The sequence below is a fragment of the Aeromonas sp. R7-4 genome, assembly GCF_040908055.1.
GTDB lineage: Bacteria > Pseudomonadota > Gammaproteobacteria > Enterobacterales > Aeromonadaceae > Aeromonas > Aeromonas sanarellii.
On the sequence record NZ_JBFODA010000065.1, the window covers coordinates 142,407 to 160,887 of the forward strand.

The 18,481-nt window shown below is 62.3% G+C and carries 17 protein-coding genes and 1 tRNA gene; 11 read left to right on the forward strand and 7 right to left on the reverse strand.

The window, feature by feature from the left end:
• Window positions 1–95: 95 nt before the first annotated feature.
• The 5 genes from rpsU (at window position 96) to AB5Y72_RS18895 (ending at window position 4,993) form a co-directional block, all read left to right on the forward strand.
• A complete protein-coding gene (gene rpsU / locus AB5Y72_RS18875) occupies window positions 96–311 on the forward strand; it encodes a 30S ribosomal protein S21 (protein ID WP_005309452.1) in 216 nt (71 codons plus the stop codon).
• Window positions 312–326: 15 nt separating this feature from the next.
• On the forward strand, window positions 327–770 hold the full coding sequence (locus tag AB5Y72_RS18880) for a GatB/YqeY domain-containing protein (protein WP_368199424.1): 444 nt from the start codon (window positions 327–329) through the stop codon (window positions 768–770).
• An 88-nt stretch (window positions 771–858) separates the two neighbouring features.
• Complete coding sequence (gene dnaG, locus AB5Y72_RS18885) at window positions 859–2,646, forward strand: DNA primase (RefSeq protein ID WP_209794073.1); 1,788 nt, start codon at window positions 859–861, stop codon at window positions 2,644–2,646.
• A 183-nt stretch (window positions 2,647–2,829) separates the two neighbouring features.
• Window positions 2,830–4,725 carry an RNA polymerase sigma factor RpoD gene (rpoD, locus tag AB5Y72_RS18890; protein WP_318163315.1) on the forward strand — a complete coding sequence of 632 codons (1,896 nt, stop codon included), beginning with the start codon at window positions 2,830–2,832 and terminating at the stop codon, window positions 4,723–4,725.
• A 191-nt stretch (window positions 4,726–4,916) separates the two neighbouring features.
• Window positions 4,917–4,993, forward strand: a tRNA-Ile gene (locus AB5Y72_RS18895).
• Between the two features lie 245 nt (window positions 4,994–5,238).
• Here AB5Y72_RS18895 and AB5Y72_RS18900 read toward each other — a convergent pair.
• The 5 genes from AB5Y72_RS18900 to purH all read right to left on the reverse strand — a co-directional run bounded on the left by AB5Y72_RS18900 (window position 5,239) and on the right by purH (window position 12,235).
• Window positions 5,239–7,815, reverse strand: a complete 2,577-nt coding sequence (locus AB5Y72_RS18900; protein ID WP_325782900.1) for an alpha amylase C-terminal domain-containing protein — start codon at window positions 7,813–7,815, stop codon at window positions 5,239–5,241.
• 267 nt (window positions 7,816–8,082) lie between these two features.
• Window positions 8,083–8,637, reverse strand: a complete 555-nt coding sequence (locus tag AB5Y72_RS18905) for a cytochrome b/b6 domain-containing protein (RefSeq protein ID WP_325782901.1) — start codon at window positions 8,635–8,637, stop codon at window positions 8,083–8,085.
• Complete coding sequence (locus AB5Y72_RS18910; protein WP_042077177.1) at window positions 8,618–8,992, reverse strand: cytochrome b562; 375 nt, start codon at window positions 8,990–8,992, stop codon at window positions 8,618–8,620. The genes AB5Y72_RS18905 and AB5Y72_RS18910 overlap by 20 nt, the downstream gene beginning before the upstream one ends.
• A 254-nt stretch (window positions 8,993–9,246) precedes the next feature.
• Entirely contained in the window at window positions 9,247–10,536 is a 1,290-nt protein-coding gene (gene purD / locus AB5Y72_RS18915) for a phosphoribosylamine--glycine ligase (RefSeq protein WP_042077251.1), read from the reverse strand.
• A gap of 106 nt (window positions 10,537–10,642) precedes the next feature.
• On the reverse strand, window positions 10,643–12,235 hold the full coding sequence (purH, locus tag AB5Y72_RS18920) for a bifunctional phosphoribosylaminoimidazolecarboxamide formyltransferase/IMP cyclohydrolase (RefSeq protein WP_325782902.1): 1,593 nt from the start codon (window positions 12,233–12,235) through the stop codon (window positions 10,643–10,645).
• Between the two features lie 432 nt (window positions 12,236–12,667).
• Between purH and zntR the strand changes: the two genes are divergently transcribed.
• The 4 genes from zntR (at window position 12,668) to AB5Y72_RS18940 (ending at window position 14,548) form a co-directional block, all read left to right on the forward strand.
• A complete protein-coding gene (gene zntR, locus AB5Y72_RS18925; RefSeq protein ID WP_042077173.1) occupies window positions 12,668–13,105 on the forward strand; it encodes a Zn(2+)-responsive transcriptional regulator in 438 nt (145 codons plus the stop codon).
• Window positions 13,095–13,631: a dihydrofolate reductase family protein gene (locus AB5Y72_RS18930; RefSeq protein WP_325782903.1), complete on the forward strand. Its 537-nt coding sequence runs from the start codon at window positions 13,095–13,097 to the stop codon at window positions 13,629–13,631. The genes zntR and AB5Y72_RS18930 overlap by 11 nt, the downstream gene beginning before the upstream one ends.
• Window positions 13,632–13,748: 117 nt before the next feature.
• On the forward strand, window positions 13,749–13,967 hold the full coding sequence (locus AB5Y72_RS18935) for an alternative ribosome-rescue factor A (protein ID WP_219143538.1): 219 nt from the start codon (window positions 13,749–13,751) through the stop codon (window positions 13,965–13,967).
• 35 nt (window positions 13,968–14,002) lie between these two features.
• Complete coding sequence (locus AB5Y72_RS18940; RefSeq protein ID WP_216990968.1) at window positions 14,003–14,548, forward strand: cysteine hydrolase family protein; 546 nt, start codon at window positions 14,003–14,005, stop codon at window positions 14,546–14,548.
• 49 nt (window positions 14,549–14,597) lie between these two features.
• On the opposite strand, the gene hemW is transcribed toward AB5Y72_RS18940, so the two are convergent.
• Both hemW and rdgB read right to left on the reverse strand, forming a co-directional pair.
• The gene (gene hemW, locus AB5Y72_RS18945; protein ID WP_219144298.1) at window positions 14,598–15,743 is read right to left on the reverse strand and encodes a radical SAM family heme chaperone HemW; all 1,146 of its coding nucleotides are present in this window, start codon (window positions 15,741–15,743) and stop codon (window positions 14,598–14,600) included.
• A gap of 133 nt (window positions 15,744–15,876) precedes the next feature.
• Window positions 15,877–16,473: an RdgB/HAM1 family non-canonical purine NTP pyrophosphatase gene (gene rdgB, locus AB5Y72_RS18950; RefSeq protein WP_219143539.1), complete on the reverse strand. Its 597-nt coding sequence runs from the start codon at window positions 16,471–16,473 to the stop codon at window positions 15,877–15,879.
• Window positions 16,474–16,706: 233 nt separating this feature from the next.
• Here rdgB and AB5Y72_RS18955 point away from each other — a divergent pair, with 233 nt between their 5' ends.
• A complete protein-coding gene (locus AB5Y72_RS18955) occupies window positions 16,707–17,870 on the forward strand; it encodes a multidrug effflux MFS transporter (RefSeq protein WP_042077163.1) in 1,164 nt (387 codons plus the stop codon).
• A gap of 114 nt (window positions 17,871–17,984) precedes the next feature.
• Window positions 17,985–18,481: Gfo/Idh/MocA family oxidoreductase (locus tag AB5Y72_RS18960; RefSeq protein WP_368199427.1), on the forward strand; the 497-nt coding region annotated here is incomplete at its 3' end.

Consider the following 18,481-nt stretch of genomic DNA (forward strand, 5'->3'; position numbering starts at 1 on the left):
TTTCATTCCCTGTCCAGAGTATAATTTCGCACCATTTTAAGACATGCTGATCGATTGAAGGTCAGCTAACAATTTATCACTGAGGTGAAAGGCACATGCCAGTAATCAAAGTCCGTGAAAATGAGCCGTTTGACGTTGCTCTGCGTCGCTTCAAGCGTTCTTGCGAAAAGGCCGGTATCCTGTCCGAAGTTCGTAGCCGTGAGTTCTACGAGAAGCCGACTACCATTCGCAAACGTGCCAAAGCGTCCGCCGTCAAGCGTCACGCCAAGAAGCTGTCCCGCGAGAACGCACGTCGTATCCGCCTGTACTAATCAAGGGATCATGCCGTGTCTCTGAAGGATCAACTCAAGGATCAACAAAAGCTCGCCATGCTTGCCAAAGACAAGGCTCGCCTGGGAGCGATCCGTTTGTTGATGGCCGAGATCAAGCAGCGTGAAGTCGATACCCGTGTCGAGCTCGATGATCAGGAGATCCTCGCTGTCGTGACCAAGATGGTCAAACAGCGTCGCGATTCCATCAGCCAGTTCGAAGCAGCCGGTCGCCAGGATCTCGCCGACAAAGAGTCCGCAGAGATCGTTGTGCTGCAGGAGTTCCTGCCGCAGCAGCTGACCGCAGCCGAGATTGCCGCACTGATTGAGCAAGCCATCGCTGAAAGTGGTGCTGCCGTCATGGCTGACATGGGCAAGGTCATGGCTGTCTTGAAGCCGAAAATTCAGGGGCGTGCCGATGTCGGCGCCGTCAGTGTGCAGGTGAAAACCCGCTTGGCGTAACAGGCAACTCTCTTGTTTGGTCAAAGAAGCCGTGCTTCCCCGGGAATGCGCGGCTTTTTTATTTTCTATGCAATGAAACAGGACGGTTATGGCAGGCAGGATCCCGCAATCCTTTATCGATGATCTGCTCGTACGCACCGACATAGTCGAACTTATCGATTCCCGTGTGCGGTTGAAGAAAGCCGGTAAGAACTACCAGGCTTGCTGCCCTTTTCATAACGAAAAAAGCCCCTCCTTTACCGTCAGCCAGGAGAAGCAGTTCTATCACTGCTTCGGTTGTGGCGCCCACGGCAATGCCATCGGCTTTGTCATGGAGTACGACGGGCTCGAATTTCCCGATGCCATTGAGGAGCTCGCCAGCCTGCACGGCATGCAGGTGCCCCGCGAGCAAACCTCTGGCGGGTCTGGCAATAGCCAGCCTGCGGTCAGCAAGGATCTGTTCGAGCTGATGAACCAGATAGCCCGCTTCTATGAGAGCAATCTCAAGAGTGCGCCGCAGGCGGTGGAGTACCTGAAGGGACGTGGTCTGACCGGGGAAGTGGTCAAACGCTTCAACATCGGGTATGCCCCGGGCGACTGGGACCAGGTGAGGCGGCGGTTTGGTGCCAGCCGGGATCACGAGCAACTGCTTATCTCGGGTGGCATGTTGATCCCCCGCGACAGCGGCCCCGGCAGCTATGATCGCTTCCGCGATCGCATCATGTTCCCGATCCGGGATAAACGCGGCCGGGTCATCGGCTTCGGCGGCCGGGTGCTGGGTGACGGCACCCCCAAGTACCTGAACTCCCCGGAAACCCCCATCTTCCACAAGGGGCGGGAGCTGTTCGGCCTCTATGAGGTCAAACAGGCGCACAAGGATCCTCGCCGGATCCTGGTGGTGGAGGGCTATATGGACGTGGTGGCGCTCGGCCAGTACGACATCGACTACGCGGTGGCGGCGCTGGGGACTGCGACCACCAGCGATCATATCCACACCCTGTTTCGCACCACCGCCGAGGTGGTCTGCTGTTACGACGGTGACAACGCCGGTCGTGAGGCGGCCTGGCGGGCGCTGGACAACGCCCTCTCCCATCTGCAGGATGGCCGCGAGCTCAAATTCGTGTTCCTGCCAGATGGCGAAGATCCCGACTCTCTGGTGCGCCAGATTGGCAAGGAGGGATTTGAGGCCCTGCTCGACAAGGCCCAGCCCTTCGCCGACTTCATGTTTGAGCGCCTCGGGCGTGACGCAGCTCTCTCCGGTGAGGCAGGCAAGTTCGAGGTGGCCAACAAGGCTGCTGAACTGATACGCCGCGTACCGGAGGGCTTCACCCGCGAGGGGTTGATCACCCGTCTCTCCAGCATGATGCGCTGGGGGGAGAACAAGCAGCGGATTGCTGAGCTGTTTGCCAGAGGCAGTCAGCCGAAGGCCGAGGTCAACAAGCCCAAGGCTGCCAAGCTGACACCGCTGCGCCGTGCGCTGGCCCTGATGGTGCAGTATCCGGCGATCACTGCCGAGTTGCCGGCCATGCCGGAACTGGCCGGATTGCGCCTGCAGGGGATCACCTTCCTGCTGCAGCTGCATCAGCAGATCCTGACTCAGCCCGGGGTAACGACGGGTATCCTGTTGGAGCACTGGCGTGGCACCAAGGAAGGAGAAATCCTGGCCCAGTTGGCGATGCACGACCTGTTTGAAGAGGTAAAGCTCGACCAGGAGCCCGATATTCTGGGAGAATTGCAGGATACCTTCGTCGGTTTCATCAACCTGTTTCTGAAGCAACGCATCGAGGAATTGCAAGCCAAGGTGGTGCAGGAGGGGCTAAGCTCTGAGGAAACACAGGAGCTGATGATGCTGATCAGAGAGGTGCAGATTGAGAAAAGAAATGAGAATGGGGCTTGATATTTGAGTGAGTCACCCCAATATGAACATCGTTGCCCGAATCGACGGGATGAAAAGCAAACATTTCATAACCGCCTGGCCCCGACAATACTGCGGGCAGGGGTTTCTCATGACCGACGCCGCAACCAGACATAGCATGTCTGGCGGTTTTCTATTAGAATTGGCTATTTGCGCAGCAGCGCACTGTACGCGCAACCTAGCAACACCAACCGGATGAGTTCTATGGAGCAAACCCCGCAGTCTCAGCTTAAACTCCTCGTTGCCAAAGGTAAAGAACAGGGCTACCTGACCTATGCCGAGGTGAACGATCACCTCCCGCAAGACATCGTCGATTCCGACCAAATCGAAGACATCATCCAGATGATCAACGATATGGGCATTCAAGTGGTTGAAAACGCTCCGGATGCCGATGACCTTATCATGGCTGAAGGTGGTACCGCCGATGAGGACGCTGCCGAAGCAGCGGCCCAGGCTCTGGCATCTGTTGAATCCGAGATTGGTCGCACGACCGATCCCGTCCGCATGTACATGCGGGAAATGGGTACCGTCGAACTGCTGACCCGCGAGGGCGAGATCGACATCGCCAAGCGGATCGAAGACGGTATCAATCAGGTACAAAGCTCCGTCGCCGAGTACCCGGAAGCGATCACCTATCTGCTCGAACAGTACGACAAGTACGAAGCCGAACAACTGCGCCTCTCCGACATCATCTCCGGCTTCATCGACCCGAACGAAGTGGACGATATGGCGCCGACCGCCACCCACATCGGTTCCGAGCTCAGTGAAGACGACCTCGCTGACGAAGACGAAGACGAGGACGAAGACGAGGACGAAGACGGCGATAATTCCGACGACGACGGCGACGGCGGTCCGGATCCGGAAGTCGCTCGCGAGAAGTTCGGTGAACTGCGTGCCCAGTACGAAGTCACCCGTCTCTCCATTCAGAAGAATGGCCGCGCCCACGACGACACCCAGAACGCCATCGCCCAGCTGGCCGATGTATTCCGTCAATTCCGCCTGATGCCCAAGCAGTTCGATCGCCTGGTCAACAACATGCGGGAGATGATGGAGCGTGTCCGCGTGCAGGAACGCATCATCATGAAGCTCTGCGTCGAGCAGGCCAAGATGCCGAAGAAGACCTTCGTTGCTGCCTTCACCAACAACGAATGTGAGACTGCCTGGTTCGAATACCAGAAGCAGGCCGGCAAGGCCTGGTCCCCCCGTCTGCTCGAGATGGACGAAGAGATCCTGCGCTCCATCGGCAAGCTGCAGCAGATCGAGGAAGAGACAGGTCTGTCCATCGCCCAGATCAAGGACATCAATCGCCGCATGAGCATCGGTGAGGCCAAGGCCCGCCGTGCGAAGAAAGAGATGGTCGAGGCGAACCTGCGCCTGGTTATCTCCATCGCCAAGAAGTACACCAACCGGGGTCTGCAGTTCCTGGATCTGATCCAGGAGGGCAACATCGGTCTGATGAAGGCGGTCGACAAGTTTGAATACCGTCGTGGCTACAAGTTCTCGACCTATGCCACCTGGTGGATCCGTCAGGCCATCACCCGCTCCATCGCGGATCAGGCCCGTACTATCCGCATTCCGGTGCACATGATCGAGACCATCAACAAGCTCAACCGTATCTCCCGCCAGATGCTGCAGGAGATGGGTCGCGAACCGAACCCGGAAGAGCTGGCCATGCGCATGGGCATGCCGGAAGACAAGATCCGCAAGGTACTGAAGATCGCCAAGGAGCCCATCTCCATGGAGACGCCCATCGGTGATGATGAAGACTCCCACTTGGGCGACTTCATCGAAGATACCACCCTGGCTCTGCCGGCTGATGCCGCGACCAGCGAGAGCCTGCGCAACGCCACCCGCGAAGTGCTGGCCGGCCTGACCGCTCGTGAGGCCAAGGTACTGCGCATGCGCTTCGGTATCGACATGAACACCGACCACACCCTCGAGGAAGTGGGCAAGCAGTTCGACGTCACCCGTGAGCGTATTCGTCAGATCGAGGCCAAGGCGCTGCGCAAGCTGCGCCACCCGAGCCGCTCGGAAGTGCTGCGCAGCTTCCTGGACGAGTAGTCCGAAAGCAGCATGCGTTTCCCCTCTCGAAAGCCCCGCCATGCGGGGCTTTGTTTTATCTGCACCAGCCGATGGATGACGGTGAGCAAGGGATGCGCTTGAAGATGGATAAAATCTCGCCAAGTGGTTGATCTGACTATGGACGGGTCATCCCGCATCCCCTATAATCCACGCCGCAAAACCAACATCATGGCCCCTTAGCTCAGTTGGTTAGAGCAGTCGACTCATAATCGATTGGTCGCCCGTTCAAGTCGGGCAGGGGCCACCACATTCAGACAAGGCCGCTCTTCGTGAGCGGCTTTGTCGTTTCTGGCGCTCACCAGCGCTTCATCATAGTGCCCATTGGTATGAGAGGCGCAGGCCAGGGTGGGCCGCCCCGCTCTGCGATGTCTTCCAGAGCCCCAGCGCGATGGCCTTGGCACGCGGGGCCCGCCATACGAAAAAGGCCTCCCGCCGATATGGCAGGAGGTCTGGTTCTGTACTCTGGGGCCTAGTGACCGAGCGTATTGAGCCTTACTGGGCGCTCAGGCTGTAGGCCAGGGTCTGGTCGTTGAAGCGCACCACATAGGCACCGACCACTGCCGTGGTGATGTCTGCCCCGGCCAGCTCGGCCACGCCGTCCCTGTTGGTGTCGCCGTAGTTCTGGGTCCAGTCCCCCTTGACGTCGAACTTGAAGCGCTGACCGCCGTTGCCATCGCCGCTACCGGTGAAGGTGACGCTGGCCTGCCAGAGGTGATCGCCTACCAGCGACATGGGGGTGGTGCCCCAGTTGTTGGGGGTGCCGCGAATGTTGAGGCTGGCGATATTCCTGGCATAGGTGACGCTCACCGGGGTCAGGCTGTATTGCAGTGTCTGATCGTTGAAGCGTACCCGGTACTGGCCGATGACCGGGGTGAGGATGTCACTGCCGGTCAGTTCGGCCACGCCGTCCTTGTTGGTGTCGCCATAGTTCTGGGTCCAGTCCCCCTTGACGTCGAACTTGAAGCGCTGGTTGGTCTGACCGTCGAAGGTGACCAGGGCTTCCCACTGATTGTCGGCGACCAGCGTCATGGCAAGGGTACCCCAGGCATTGGGGGTGCCGCGGAAGTTCAGGGTGGGCAGTACGCTGGCGTAGGTGCCGTTGTCGTCGGTGACGGTCACGGTGGCGCTGGCACTGGCGGTCAACCCTTCCGCATCGGTTACGGTGACCGTCACGGTATGGGTACCCGGGGTATCGAACCGGACTGTCTCCGTGGCGGCGATGCCCCCGCTGGACCAGCTGTAGCTCACCACGCCGCCGTCATCGCTGGAAGCGGAGGCGTCGAACGCCACGCTCTCGCCCGCCTTGACGCTGAGGGCCTTGGGAGAGAGGGCGGCGACCGGTGCCTGGTTGCTGGTGAGGGGGGTGACCGTGTAGCGCAGATCGCTCTCGCTCAGGGTGATGCGGTAGGTGCCCGCCCCGCTGACCAGGATATCCTTGCTGCTGCCCTTGTCGGCGATGCCATCCCCTTCGTTGTCGCCGTAGTTCTCGGTCCAGTTGCCGAAGACGTCGAACTTGAAGCGCTGGGCACCGGTGGCATCACCGTTGCCGGTCAGGGTGAGGGTGGCGGACCAGACACGGTTGGCATCGACGGTCATGGGGGTGTTGCCCCAGGCGTTGTGGGTGCCGCGCAGGTTCATGCTGCTGAACTTGTTGCCCGGCAGGACGGAACCGCCGCAGGGGCTGGCCTTGGTGCAACCGGCGATGATGGCGGCCGCCTTCATGCCGGGGACGTTCAGGCTGGCCTTGCCGCTGCCGTCGACGGTGACATAACCCCCGCTGCAGTAGTCATTGCCACCGAGGAGGTTGCAGTACTCGCCCGCCGGCAGGCCGGTCTGCACCGAGGCCACCAGGCTGCCGCTCTCGTTGTTGATGGCGACGAAGCCCTTGTCACCGCGGCCGAAGGCTATCTGGTTGTTGCCGTTGTCCCACCAGTGGCTGACGGGCTGGCCTTCGGTTCTGTTGTGGAACAGGGCCATGTTCATGATGGTCGGGCGACGCTGTTCGCAGTTCCACTGGCTGTCCGTGCAGGGCGTGCTGCCCGGCGCCCCCTTGTCGGTTTCATAGGTGCCCATGTTCTCGAAGCGATAGCCCGACATCACCTGCTTCCAGCCATAGGGCCAGGCCATCATGAAGGTGTTGGCCAGATCGTAGCGGGCGCCGCTCATGAAGGTGAGCATGCCGCCACCGCCGTGGCCCCGCTCGCGGTCGTGGTTGACCACGAAGACGAAGGCCTTAGCGGAGGGGAGCAGGCCCCAGCTCTCGCCCAGGGTCTTGAGGTTCTTGATCTGGCCGTTGAAGTTGGCGGCGAGATCGGTGCCGTATTTGAAGTCGGTGACGGTGTCGATATGGGTGTAGCGGCCCGGCTGGATGTCGGGGGATTCCCCGCCTGCGCCGATCACCTCTAGGTAGGCCCTGGGGCTGCCCGCCTTGTCGAGGATGGCCTTCACGTCGGCCGGCGCCATGTGCTTGGCCGCATCGATGCGAAAGCCCGCCACGCCCCAGCCGAGCAGGGTCTTCATGTAGGTGGCGATCTGATCCTGCACGTAGGAGGAGCCGGTGTTGAGGTCCGGCATGCCGTAGAGGGCGCCGTTCCAGACGTTGTTGCTGTCGCCGTAGTTGGTGATGTCACCGCTGTGGTGGAAGTCGTTGTAGCCGAACTGGGGATACTGGTACTGCCCCGAGTTGTAGCTGCCGCCGCCGGTGGCGGTCCCGGTGCCCGACGCCAGCTGGTTGAAGACGGCGTCGGCATAGACCTTGACCCCGGCTGCATTGCAGCGGGCGATCATGCTCCTGAGCTGTGCCTCGCTGCCGCCGAAGCTGTTGAAGTTCTTGAAGCTGACCGGTTGATAGACGGTCCACCAGACCTGGCTGCCCTGCTTGTGCTCGGCGGGCGGGGTGATCTGGACGCCGCCGAATCCCTTGGGACCGAGCACGGTCTCGCACTCGTTGGCGATGTCGTTGAACTTCCATTGGAACAGGTGAACCATGACCCCTTCGGCGGTCGCGGTGTGGCTGAAAGAGCCGAGTGCCGCCGCCAGCAGGGCGGTTCGAAGCAGTGTGCTGTGCATGACGATTTTCCCTTCGATCTTGTTATTGACGTATCACTGTCGTTGAGTCGAACGGACAACGAACAACCTCGTTCGGCTCTGTAGCATTCATGAAATCGGAGTGGTTGAAAATCGAACAAGCTGAATTAATTAAGAAATGTGAATGAAAATGCTTTCATGAACCCCTGGGGGAACCAGCTTCCGATCGGAGGTGCGGGCGGGATAGGAGGGGAGAGAGGCGCGAGCGATTAGGGGAAACACAGGGGCCCCGAAGGGCCCCGCAAGCATTCAGGCGTTGGGTTCCTGCTGCCGGACCCGGGTATGGCTCCGGCGCCGGGGCAGCATGCGGGTCACCAGGTTGCTGCGCTGGCGCCAGGAGGTGTAGACGATGGCGCACAGGTGCAGGGCGATCATGGCCTGCAGGGCCCAGGTGCACCACTCGTGCCAGTCATCCGCCCCCAGCTCGAAGCCGGTCTCGGTGTTCTGGAACCAGCCGCTACCGGCGGTGGCCAGCACCAGCAGCCAGAGGGCCCAGACCGCCAGCTTGCCACTGCCGTGATGGCCGGGGGCCGCGGGGGCGCGCGTACGCAGCGCCTCGGCCTGCTGGCGAAAATCGTCCCGGCTCGGGATCAGGGCACGCAGGCGGGCGTGGCCGCGTGCGAAGGTGAGCCCCCACAGCAGGCGCAGGCCTATCAGCACCATGACGGCGTATCCCAGCCGCTCGTGCCACTCTTCCCCTGCCTCGTTGAGCCAGAGGTTGCCGATGCAGATGGCCGCCACCCCCCAGTGGGTGAGGCGGACCAGGCCATCCCAGTGGAAGGGATCAGCCTTTCTGCTTGGCATAGTTGTGATACTCCTTCTTCAGGTCGTTGACCTTGGCCAGGTGGGCCTGGGCTTTCTCCTGATCACCGGCCTGCAGGGCCGCCAGGCTGGCATCCAGCTCGGTCTGTACCTTGTTCATGCCTTCGAGGAACTTCTCCTTCTTGGCGGCCGGCATGTTTCTCTCCTTGGCCACATCCAGCTGCGCCTTCATCTCCTTGATGTGTTTCTCCATGGTGGCCGCATCGTCGGCCTTCACGGCCTGCTTGTAGTTGAAGCCGATCTTCTTCATCGGCTGTTCCAGATCACCGGCCATGGCGGGCAGGGTCATCAGGCCGAACATCAGGGGCAGCAGCAGGGGACGCACAGTTTTCAACATGGGATTTCCTCTTGAGACGACGACATTGCGGGTTCTAATGGCACTCATTTGAGTGCGGTGTCACGCAGCATGATGCCACGAAAGCGGGGTAATTGTATGGGGAAAGTGCGACCAATTGTGACTAAATGTGTGCATTGTGCTGGCGTTATGTAACCAAAACGCGGATGGCGCCAGGGGAAAAGGGGGCCCTCATGGGGGAAAGAGAGGCAGAGAAAAGGGCCCGCAGGCCCTTTGATGTGATCGGGATCCGGCCCTTATTCGGCCTGTTCGCGCTCGATGGCACGCCAGCCGATGTCCTTGCGGTAGAAGATGCCGTCCCAGTGGATGCGGCCAGCCAGGGCATAGGCCCGCTGCTGGGCTTCCTGCACCGTGTGGCCGAGGGCGGTGGCGCACAGCACGCGGCCACCCTGGGTCAGGCTGGTGTGCCCTTCCAGGCGGGTGCCTGCATGGAACACCTTCTCCCCTGCCACTTCGTCCACCGGCAGGCCGCTGATGGGGTGGTTGCTGCTGTAGTCGCCGGGATAGCCACCCGCCGCCAGCACCACGCCGATGGCGGCACGGGGGTCATAGACGGCTTCCTTCTGATCCAGCTGGCCGGCGCAGGCGGCGAGGCAGAGATCCACCAGATCGGATTGCATCCGCAGCATGATGGGCTGGGTTTCGGGGTCGCCGAAGCGGCAGTTGAACTCGATCACCTTGGGGTTGCCCTCGGCATCGATCATCAGACCGGCGTAGAGGAAGCCGGTGTAGACGTTGCCTTCGGCCGCCATGCCGCGCACGGTCGGCATGATCACCCGCTCCATCACGCGCTGGTGCACCTCGTCGGTCACCACGGGGGCCGGGGAGTAAGCCCCCATGCCGCCGGTGTTGGGGCCGGTATCGCCGTCGAAGGCGCGCTTGTGATCCTGGCTGGTGGCCATGGGCAGAACATGCTCGCCGTCCACCATGACGATGAAGCTCGCCTCTTCCCCGTCCAGAAACTCCTCGATCACCACCCGGGCACCGGCGTCGCCGAAGGCATTGCCGGAGAGCATGTCACGCACCGCCGCTTCCGCCTCGTCGAGGGTCATGGCGACGATCACCCCCTTGCCGGCGGCCAGACCGTCGGCCTTGATCACGATGGGGGCGCCCTTCTCGCGCAGATAGGCCAGCGCCGGCTCCACCTCGGTGAAGTTCTGGTAGTCGGCGGTGGGGATGGCGTGGCGGGCCAGGAAGTCCTTGGTGAAGGCCTTGGAGCCTTCCAGCTGGGCGGCGGCGGCGGTCGGGCCGAAGATGGTCTGATCGGCGGCGCGGAAGGCGTCGACTACCCCTTTCACCAGGGGGGCTTCCGGCCCGACTATGGTGAGGCCGATCTGGTTCGCCTTGGCGAAGGCCAGCAGGCCGTCGATGTCGGTGGCCTGGATGGCGACGTTCTCGATGCCCGGCTCAAGCTGGGTGCCCGCATTGCCCGGTGCCACGAAGACCTGGGTCACCAGGGGGGAGTGTTTGGCCTTCCAGGCCAGGGCGTGTTCACGGCCGCCGTTGCCAATGATCAGTACTTTCATCGTCTCGCTCGCTTCTGTCTGAGTTCACTGGCGCTGCGGAGGCAAGCTGCCAGTGGAAAGGATCCGGTGCTAAAGAGGCAGGGCCGCCATCGGCGGCCCTGGGCTGTCAGTGACGGAAATGACGCATGTTGGTGAACACCATGCACATGCCGTGTTCGTTGGCGGCGTCGATCACCTCCTGGTCGCGCATCGAGCCACCGGGCTGGATGACGCAGGCGATGCCGGCGGCAGCGGCGGCATCGATGCCGTCGCGGAACGGGAAGAAGGCGTCGGAGGCCATGACGGAGCCCGCGACTGTCAGCCCTTCATCTTCGGCCTTGATGCCGGCGATCTTGGCGGAGTAGACCCGGCTCATCTGGCCGGCGCCCACGCCTATGGTCTGGCCGTTCTTGGCGTAGACGATGGCGTTGGACTTGACGAACTTGGCGACCTTCCAGCAGAACAGCAGATCCTGCAGCTCGGCCTCGGTGGGCTGGCGCTGGCTGACCACGGTCAGATCTCCCAGGGTCACCATACCGAGATCGCGCTCCTGCACCAGCAGGCCGCCGTTGACGCGCTTGAAGTCAAAGCCTTGCGCCGGGGCTGTCCACTGGCCGCACTCCAGCAGGCGCACGTTCTGCTTGGCGGCGACCGCCTCGCGGGCTGCCTGGCTGACGGTGGGGGCGATGATCACTTCCACGAACTGGCGGGCAACGATGGCCGCGGCGGTGGCGCCGTCCAGTTCACGGTTGAAGGCGATGATGCCGCCAAAGGCCGAGGTGGGGTCGGTCTGGTAGGCGCGATCATAGGCAGCCAGCAGATCGTCACCGATGGCGACGCCACAGGGGTTGGCATGCTTGACGATGACGCAGGCCGGCTCGCTGAACTCCTTCACGCACTCCAGTGCCGCATCGGTGTCGGCGATGTTGTTGTAGGAGAGCGCCTTGCCCTGCAGCTGGATGGCGCTCGCTACCGAGCCCGGTGTGGCCTGCTCTTCGGCGTAGAAGGCGGCAGCCTGGTGGCTGTTCTCGCCGTAGCGCATGTCCTGCTTCTTGATGAACTGGGCGTTGAAGGTGCGCGGGAAGCGGGACTCCTCGTCACCTTCCTTGTTCTCGCCATAGGAGGGCACCAGGGTGCCGAAGTAGTTGGCTATCATGCCGTCGTAGGCGGCGGTGTGCTCGAAGGCGGCGATGGCGAGATCGAAGCGAGTGGAGAGGGTCAGGCTGTTGCCGTTGCCATCCATCTCGGCGATGACGCGGTCGTAGTCGGAGGCCTTGACGACTATGGTCACATCCTTGTGGTTCTTGGCGGCGGAGCGCACCATGGTCGGGCCGCCGATGTCGATGTTCTCGACGGCGTCTTCCAGGGTGCAGCCGGGTTTGGCCACGGTGGCGGCGAAGGGATAGAGGTTGACGACGACCATGTCGATGGGGGAGATAGCGTGCTCGGCCATGATGGCGTCATCCCGGTCGCGGCGACCGAGGATGCCGCCGTGCACCTTGGGATGCAGGGTCTTGACCCGGCCGTCCATCATCTCGGGGAATCCGGTGTAGTCGGACACCTCGGTCACCGGCAGGCCGGCGTCGGCCAGCAGCTTGGCGGTACCACCGGTGGAGAGCAGGGCCACACCACGCGCGTCGAGAGCCTTGGCAAATTCCAGGATGCCAGTCTTGTCAGACACACTCAGCAGTGCACGGCGAATGGGTCGAGCTTGTTCCATCACACTATCGTCCTCAGCATAACGGGGACCGTTCCATGGGAGGCGAGGCTCAACACAGAGAGTCCCCAAATAAATGGAAGTGGGGGATTTCGCAAACCACTCTCGCCGGGGCTGGCCGTTGGCAAAAGCGTTTTAGGAAATGCCCGCTTGACGCGACGCTCTCTTGTGGGCGCGTATTCTACACAAAAAATGTGAGCCGTGGTGGATTTTTTAAAGAGGCAAAGCCTTGTGTGGTGCGGTGTTAAACGTTTTCTGGTGATTTTTTGTGAAACGTTTGTCTTTTCAGTGTTTTGAGGATAAAGCGCCGGGAAGGCAGGGGTTGGCTGCCGCTTTCCTGCCTTTGGCTGGCAATCGCCGGGCAAAGGGGTGATAGTGGAGGTCGGTTTATATTGAGTACCATTTTGGGCGCTATGCCATGTCGGGGAGAGGGTTATGTATCGGATAGGGGAACTGGCCAGGGCGTGCGGGGTGAAGGCGGACACCCTGCGCTTTTACGAGAAGAACGGGCTCATCTCGCCGGGGATCCGCAACGAGTCGGGCTATCGCCTCTACGGGGAGCAGGACAGACGGCGGCTGGAGTTCATCATTCGCGCCAAGTCGGTGGGCTTCTCCCTCGCGGACATAGGCGAGCTGCTCGCCCTCGACACCAACAAGGCCAGGGTCACCTGCCAGGAGGTGAAGGCGGTGGCCGACACCAAGCTCGAACAGGTGGAGCAGAAGATCCTGGAGCTGACCCGTTTTCGCGAGAACCTGAAGGCTCTCTCCGATATCTGCTGCGGTGGCCCGCGCTCGGCGGAGCACTGCGCCATCCTGGAGACCCTGGAGTCCGGTGCCCCCTCCCGTCACGAGCATCACGACCATGAACACTGAGCTGAACAGACCCCGGATCTCCGCCTTTCTCGCCCTCTCCCTCGACGGTTTTATCGCCGGGGAGGGCGGCGATCTGGCCTGGCTTGAGCCCTACAACGGCGATTCCCAGGAGGAGACCGGCTACAGCGCCCTGATGGCCAGTGCGGATACCCTGCTGATGGGGCGCAACACCTACGACATAGTGAGCGCCTTTCCCGAGTGGTTTTATGGCGACAAACCTGTGGTGGTACTGACCCACAGACCCGCCGCTCCCCGTGAGCACGTCTCCTTCCGGCAGGGGGCCCTGGCGCAGGTGCTCAGGGATCTTTGGCAGGCGGGGAGCCGCCACCTCTACCTGGACGGCGGCGATCTGGTGCGCCAGGGGTTGCAGGCCGGGGTCGTCGACGAGCTGACCCTGTTCTGGGTGCCGGTCACCCTGGGGGGCGGGGTGTCGCTCTTTGCTGGGCCGCTGCCCGGCTCGCTGGTGCCGGTGTCGAGCACCGTGCTGCCAAGCGGGTTGGTGCAGGTTGTCTATCACCCCGCCTGATCCCTTGCGCGGGGGAGACAAGAGGCGCACAATCGGCGCGTTTTTTCACCGCCTGGCCACGGAGATGTCGTGTTGTGGCCGGCGCGGCAAACACGACAACAACTTGAAGGAGCCAACATGGCCAAGAAGAAGGTGACTTCCGTCACCGCCGAACCCGCCTGCGAACATCAGCGCGGCATCATTCAGGACAACCACCTCAAGGCACTGGTGACCTCTCCCCTGTTCCAGGCCCGGGTCGAGCCGAGCAAGAAGGGCAAGGGCAGCTATCAGCGCAAGGCCAAGCACGGCAAGCGGTGGGAGCCCGGCCAACAGCAGATGATAAGCGTCTGCTGCTGAGCGGGTTTCTGCCCTTAGCTGACGAGGTTGAGAAGATGACAGGAGTGCTGGTTATTGATGTACAACGGGCGCTGTTTGAACCGGAGCCGAAACCCTTCGAATCTGAGTCGGTTGTTGAGCGCATCAACGCTATCACCGCATGGGCGCGGGCTCGTGGTTACCCTGTCTTTTTCATCCAACACGAACAGGCAGAGGGTGCAATGGCCTTCGGCAGTGAAGGATGGAGCCTGCATAGCAACCTTGAGACGGCCACAACGGATGTGATGGTACGCAAGACCACCCCGGACTCGTTTCATCGGACTGAACTCGAGTCGGCCCTGTGTGAGCGGGGCCTGAGCCATTTGATCGTCTGTGGCTATGCCTCCGAGTTCTGCGTTGATACCACGATAAGGCGTGCCGCTGCGTTGGGTTTCCCCATCCAACTGGTATCAGATGCGCACACAACCCATGATAAAAGCCATGCAACGGCTAGACAGATCCGGGAGCATCACAACAATACGCTCTCGAATGTCACCAGCTTTGGCGTTCGCATCTGCACGATAGAAACGCAGGCACTTATCCAATCCATGCCGAGTGTATGAGCTCAATGCAGGGAGTTGAACCCCGAGGGCGCCTTCATTCGGGGCAAAACTACTCGTCCATAAAGAGCTCAAGCAGCACATTCAGGTAGCGATGCCCCAAAGGGGTGAGCTGCCAGCTGTCGCCGAGATCCTCGATAAGCTCCTTGGTCCGGGCGATGGCGAGCACAGCCTCCACCCGCTCCAGCGCCAGCCCGGTATAGGCCTCGAACTCCGCCTTGGGGGCGGGCTCGAACAGTCTGAACCGGTTCATGAAGTACTCCAGCGGCAGATCGTCCGCCGCTACCTGCCATTGGCTGTCCAGATAGGGGCGGCTGGCGTCCAGATACCCCTTGGGGTGCTTCACCTTGGCGGTGCGCAGGATCTGCTGGTTCGCGAGGTCCGTCACCTTGCCGTGGGCGCCGCAGCCGATCCCCAGATAGTCGCCGAAGCGCCAGTAGTTGAGGTTGTGGCGGCACTGATACCCCTCTTTGGCATAGGCCGAGATCTCGTACTGCTGATAGCCCCGGGCGGTGAGCATGGCGTGGCCCTGCTCGTAGATGTCCCACAGAGTGTCATCTTCCGGCAGTGTGGGCGGCTTGGAGGCGAACGCCGTGTTCGGCTCTATGGTGAGCTGATACCAGGAGAGGTGCGGCGGCGCGCAGTCGATGGCCTGCTGCAGGTCGTACAGAGCATCGTCCAGGCTCTGATCCGGCAGGCCGTGCATCAGATCCAGGTTGAAGGTGGGCAGCGCGATGGCGTGGGCCAGGGCGGCGGCCTTGCGCGCCTCCTCGGGGCCGTGGATGCGCCCGAGCCGGGTCAATTTTTCCTGCTGGAAACTCTGTACCCCGATGGAGATGCGGTTGATGCCGGCCCGCTGGAAGCCGGCGAACTTGTCCGCCTCCACCGTGCCCGGGTTGGCCTCCATGGTGATCTCGCAGTCCGCAGTGAGTGCGATGCGTGCGCGCACCCCGTCCAGCAGCGCCTGCATAGCCTCCACGCTCAGAAGACTCGGGGTACCACCGCCTATAAAGATGGAGGAGAGGGGGCGCCCCTGGGCCCAGTGCAGATCCTGCTCCAGATCCTCCAGCAGGGCCGCCACGTACTCGAGATGGGGCAGCTCCCCCTTCTGGGCGTGGGAGTTGAAGTCGCAATAGGGGCACTTCTGGACGCACCAGGGCACGTGGATATAGAGGGAGAGGGGCGGCAGTTGCAGCATGGGGTTTCCAGTATTCAAAAAATCAAAAGGGGTCGGGTTGCCCTGGTTGCCGGTGACAACGGACGGGGCGCCGCGAACGAAATGGGGGCCGACGGCCCCCATTGTAGATGACAACGCGGCGGGAGACAGCGCCTTAGTTGACCGCCGCCAGGGCCGCTTTCAGCTTGGCCAGGGCCTGGCCCCGGTGGCTGAGCTGGTTCTTGAGCTCCGCCGGCATCTGGGCCGAGGTGCAGTCGTGGTCGGGGACGAAGAACACGGGGTCATAGCCGAAGCCGTGCTGGCCGCGGGGGTCGTCGATGATCATCCCCTCCCAGCTCGCCTGGCAGATGATGGGGGTGGGGTCGTCGGCGTGGCGCATGTAGACCAGCACGCACCAGAAGCGGGCGCTTTTCAGGTAGTCGGGGGCCCCTTGCAGTTCGGCCAGCAGCTTGTCGATGTTCTCCTTGTCGCTGGCACCGGCGCCGGCGAAGCGGGCGGAGTAGACGCCGGGGCGGCCGTGCAGCAGATCCACTTCCAGGCCGGAGTCGTCGGCGACGGCGGGCAGGCCCGTGACGCGGGCGGCATGGCGGGCCTTGATGATGGCATTCTCGACGAAGGTGGTGCCGGTCTCGTCGGCATCGGAGACTGCAAACTCGCTCTGCGGGATCACCTGGATCTTCATATCGGCCAGCATGGCGGCCAATTCTTTCACCTTTTTCTGGTTCCCTGTTGCCAGGACAAGCTTGTTCATCGCGCACCTCCGCAAAAATAATCTGCGCATTCTATGCGGGGCCGGGGCTGAGTAAAAGCGCAATTGTCCGAGGACCTATGCCGTGGGCTGGCTGCCGGCCTGCCTCAAGAGGGGTGGATACAATACATGTTTCCATAGGGGAATAACCGAAGTGATTAAATACCATTTCAATTCATTACTCTGAGTCAGTAGACTCGCGGCCCAATCGATATTCCTAGGGCTTGAGGTGACTGATGCCATTGATTCTTCTGCTTGTACTCCTGGTGCTGTTCAGCCCGCTGGCCATCGACATCTATCTGCCCGCCATCCCGCAGATGGCCGAGCAGCTGGGGGCAGAGGTGACCCTGATGCAGGGCACCATCACCTGGTTCCTGTTCAGCATGGGGCTGGGGCAACTGCTGGTGGGGCCGCTGGCGGATCGCTACGGGCGCAAGCCCGTCGCCCTGGGCGGCGTGCTGCTCTACGGCCTGAGCGCCCTGGGCGCCGGCTTTGCCGCCAGCCTGGGCGAGCTGATGCTGGCCCGGGTGCTGCAAGGCTTCGGTGCCTGCGCCACCTCGGTGGCCGCCTTCTCCGTGGTCCGTGACAGCTATGGCCCCAAGAAGAGCGGCCAGATGATCTCCTATCTCAACGGTGCCATCTGCTTCATTCCCGCGCTGGCGCCCCTGCTCGGCGGCTGGCTCACCGCCAGGGCGGGCTGGTCGGCCAACTTCTGGTTTATGGCCGGGTACGCCCTGCTCGTCGGGAGCTGGCTGCTGTGGCGGATGCCGGAGACCCGCCCGGAGGAGACCAGCAGCAGCGGCCCGCTCATCAGCTGGTCCCGCTACAGCCCGGTGCTGCGCTCCCCGAGCTTCCTGTTCAACGCGGCGCTGTGCATGCTGGCGATGGCGGTGATCCTCGCCTATGTCACCGCGGCGCCGGTGCAGCTGATGGTGACCCTGGGTCTGGACATGAACGGGTTCAGCCACTGGTTCACCGCCAATGCGGCGCTCAACATCCTGGCCTGTTTCCTGGCACCGCGTTTCATCGCCAGGGTGGGGGCGAGACGGACCCTGCGCATCGGCCTGCTGGTGCTGCTGTTCTCCGCCATCTCCCTGACGCTGGCCATGCACATCCCGCATCCGCTGGCCATGATGGGCCCGGTGTTCCTCTCCAGCATCGGCTTTGCCATGATACTGGGTGCCGCAGCCGGCATGGCGCTGGCCCCCTTCGGTCACTGTGCGGGTACGGCGGCGGCCCTGCTCGGCCTGTTCCAGATGAGCGGCTCCGGCGCCCTGGTGGGGATCACCGGATGGCTGCTGCCGGATCCCCTGAGCCAGCTGGCCCTGCACATGTGGCTGCTGCTGCCCCCCCTGCTGATGCTGATGACCCGCCAGGGCCGGCGCTTGTGTTTGCAATAAATCCTGTGCTCTGATGGGCACACTCAGGGGGCCTTGAGCCCCCTTCTCTATATTTGCATTTGCGGGCGACGCCTCGCCCGCTCCCCATGACCTCGATACCGTGGAGACAACCGGATGAGTCACACAATCAACGCCGCCCTGGTGGGTTACGGCTTCGCAGGGCAGACCTTTCACGCCCCCTTCCTCACCACGACCCCGGGGCTTGCCCTGCGCTGGGTGGTGAGCCGGGATGCCGTCAGGGTGCAGGCCGAGCTGCCCGGTTGTCTCGTCGGCACCCTGGAGCAGGTGCTGGCCGACCCGTCGGTGGATCTGGTGGTGATTGCCACGCCGAACGACACCCATGCCCCCATCGCCCGCGAGGCGCTGCTGGCGGGCAAGCACGTGGTGATCGACAAGCCCTTCGCCCTGGATCTGGCCGAGGCGAAGGCGCTGGTCGAGCTGGCCGAGAAGCAGCAGCGGCTGCTCAGCATCTTCCACAACCGGCGCTGGGACGGGGACTTCCTCACCGTGCGCCGCCTGCTGGCAGACGGGGTGCTGGGTCAGATCGCCCAGTTCGAATCCCATTTCGATCGCTATCGCCCCGAGGTGCGCCAGCGCTGGCGCGAGGCGGG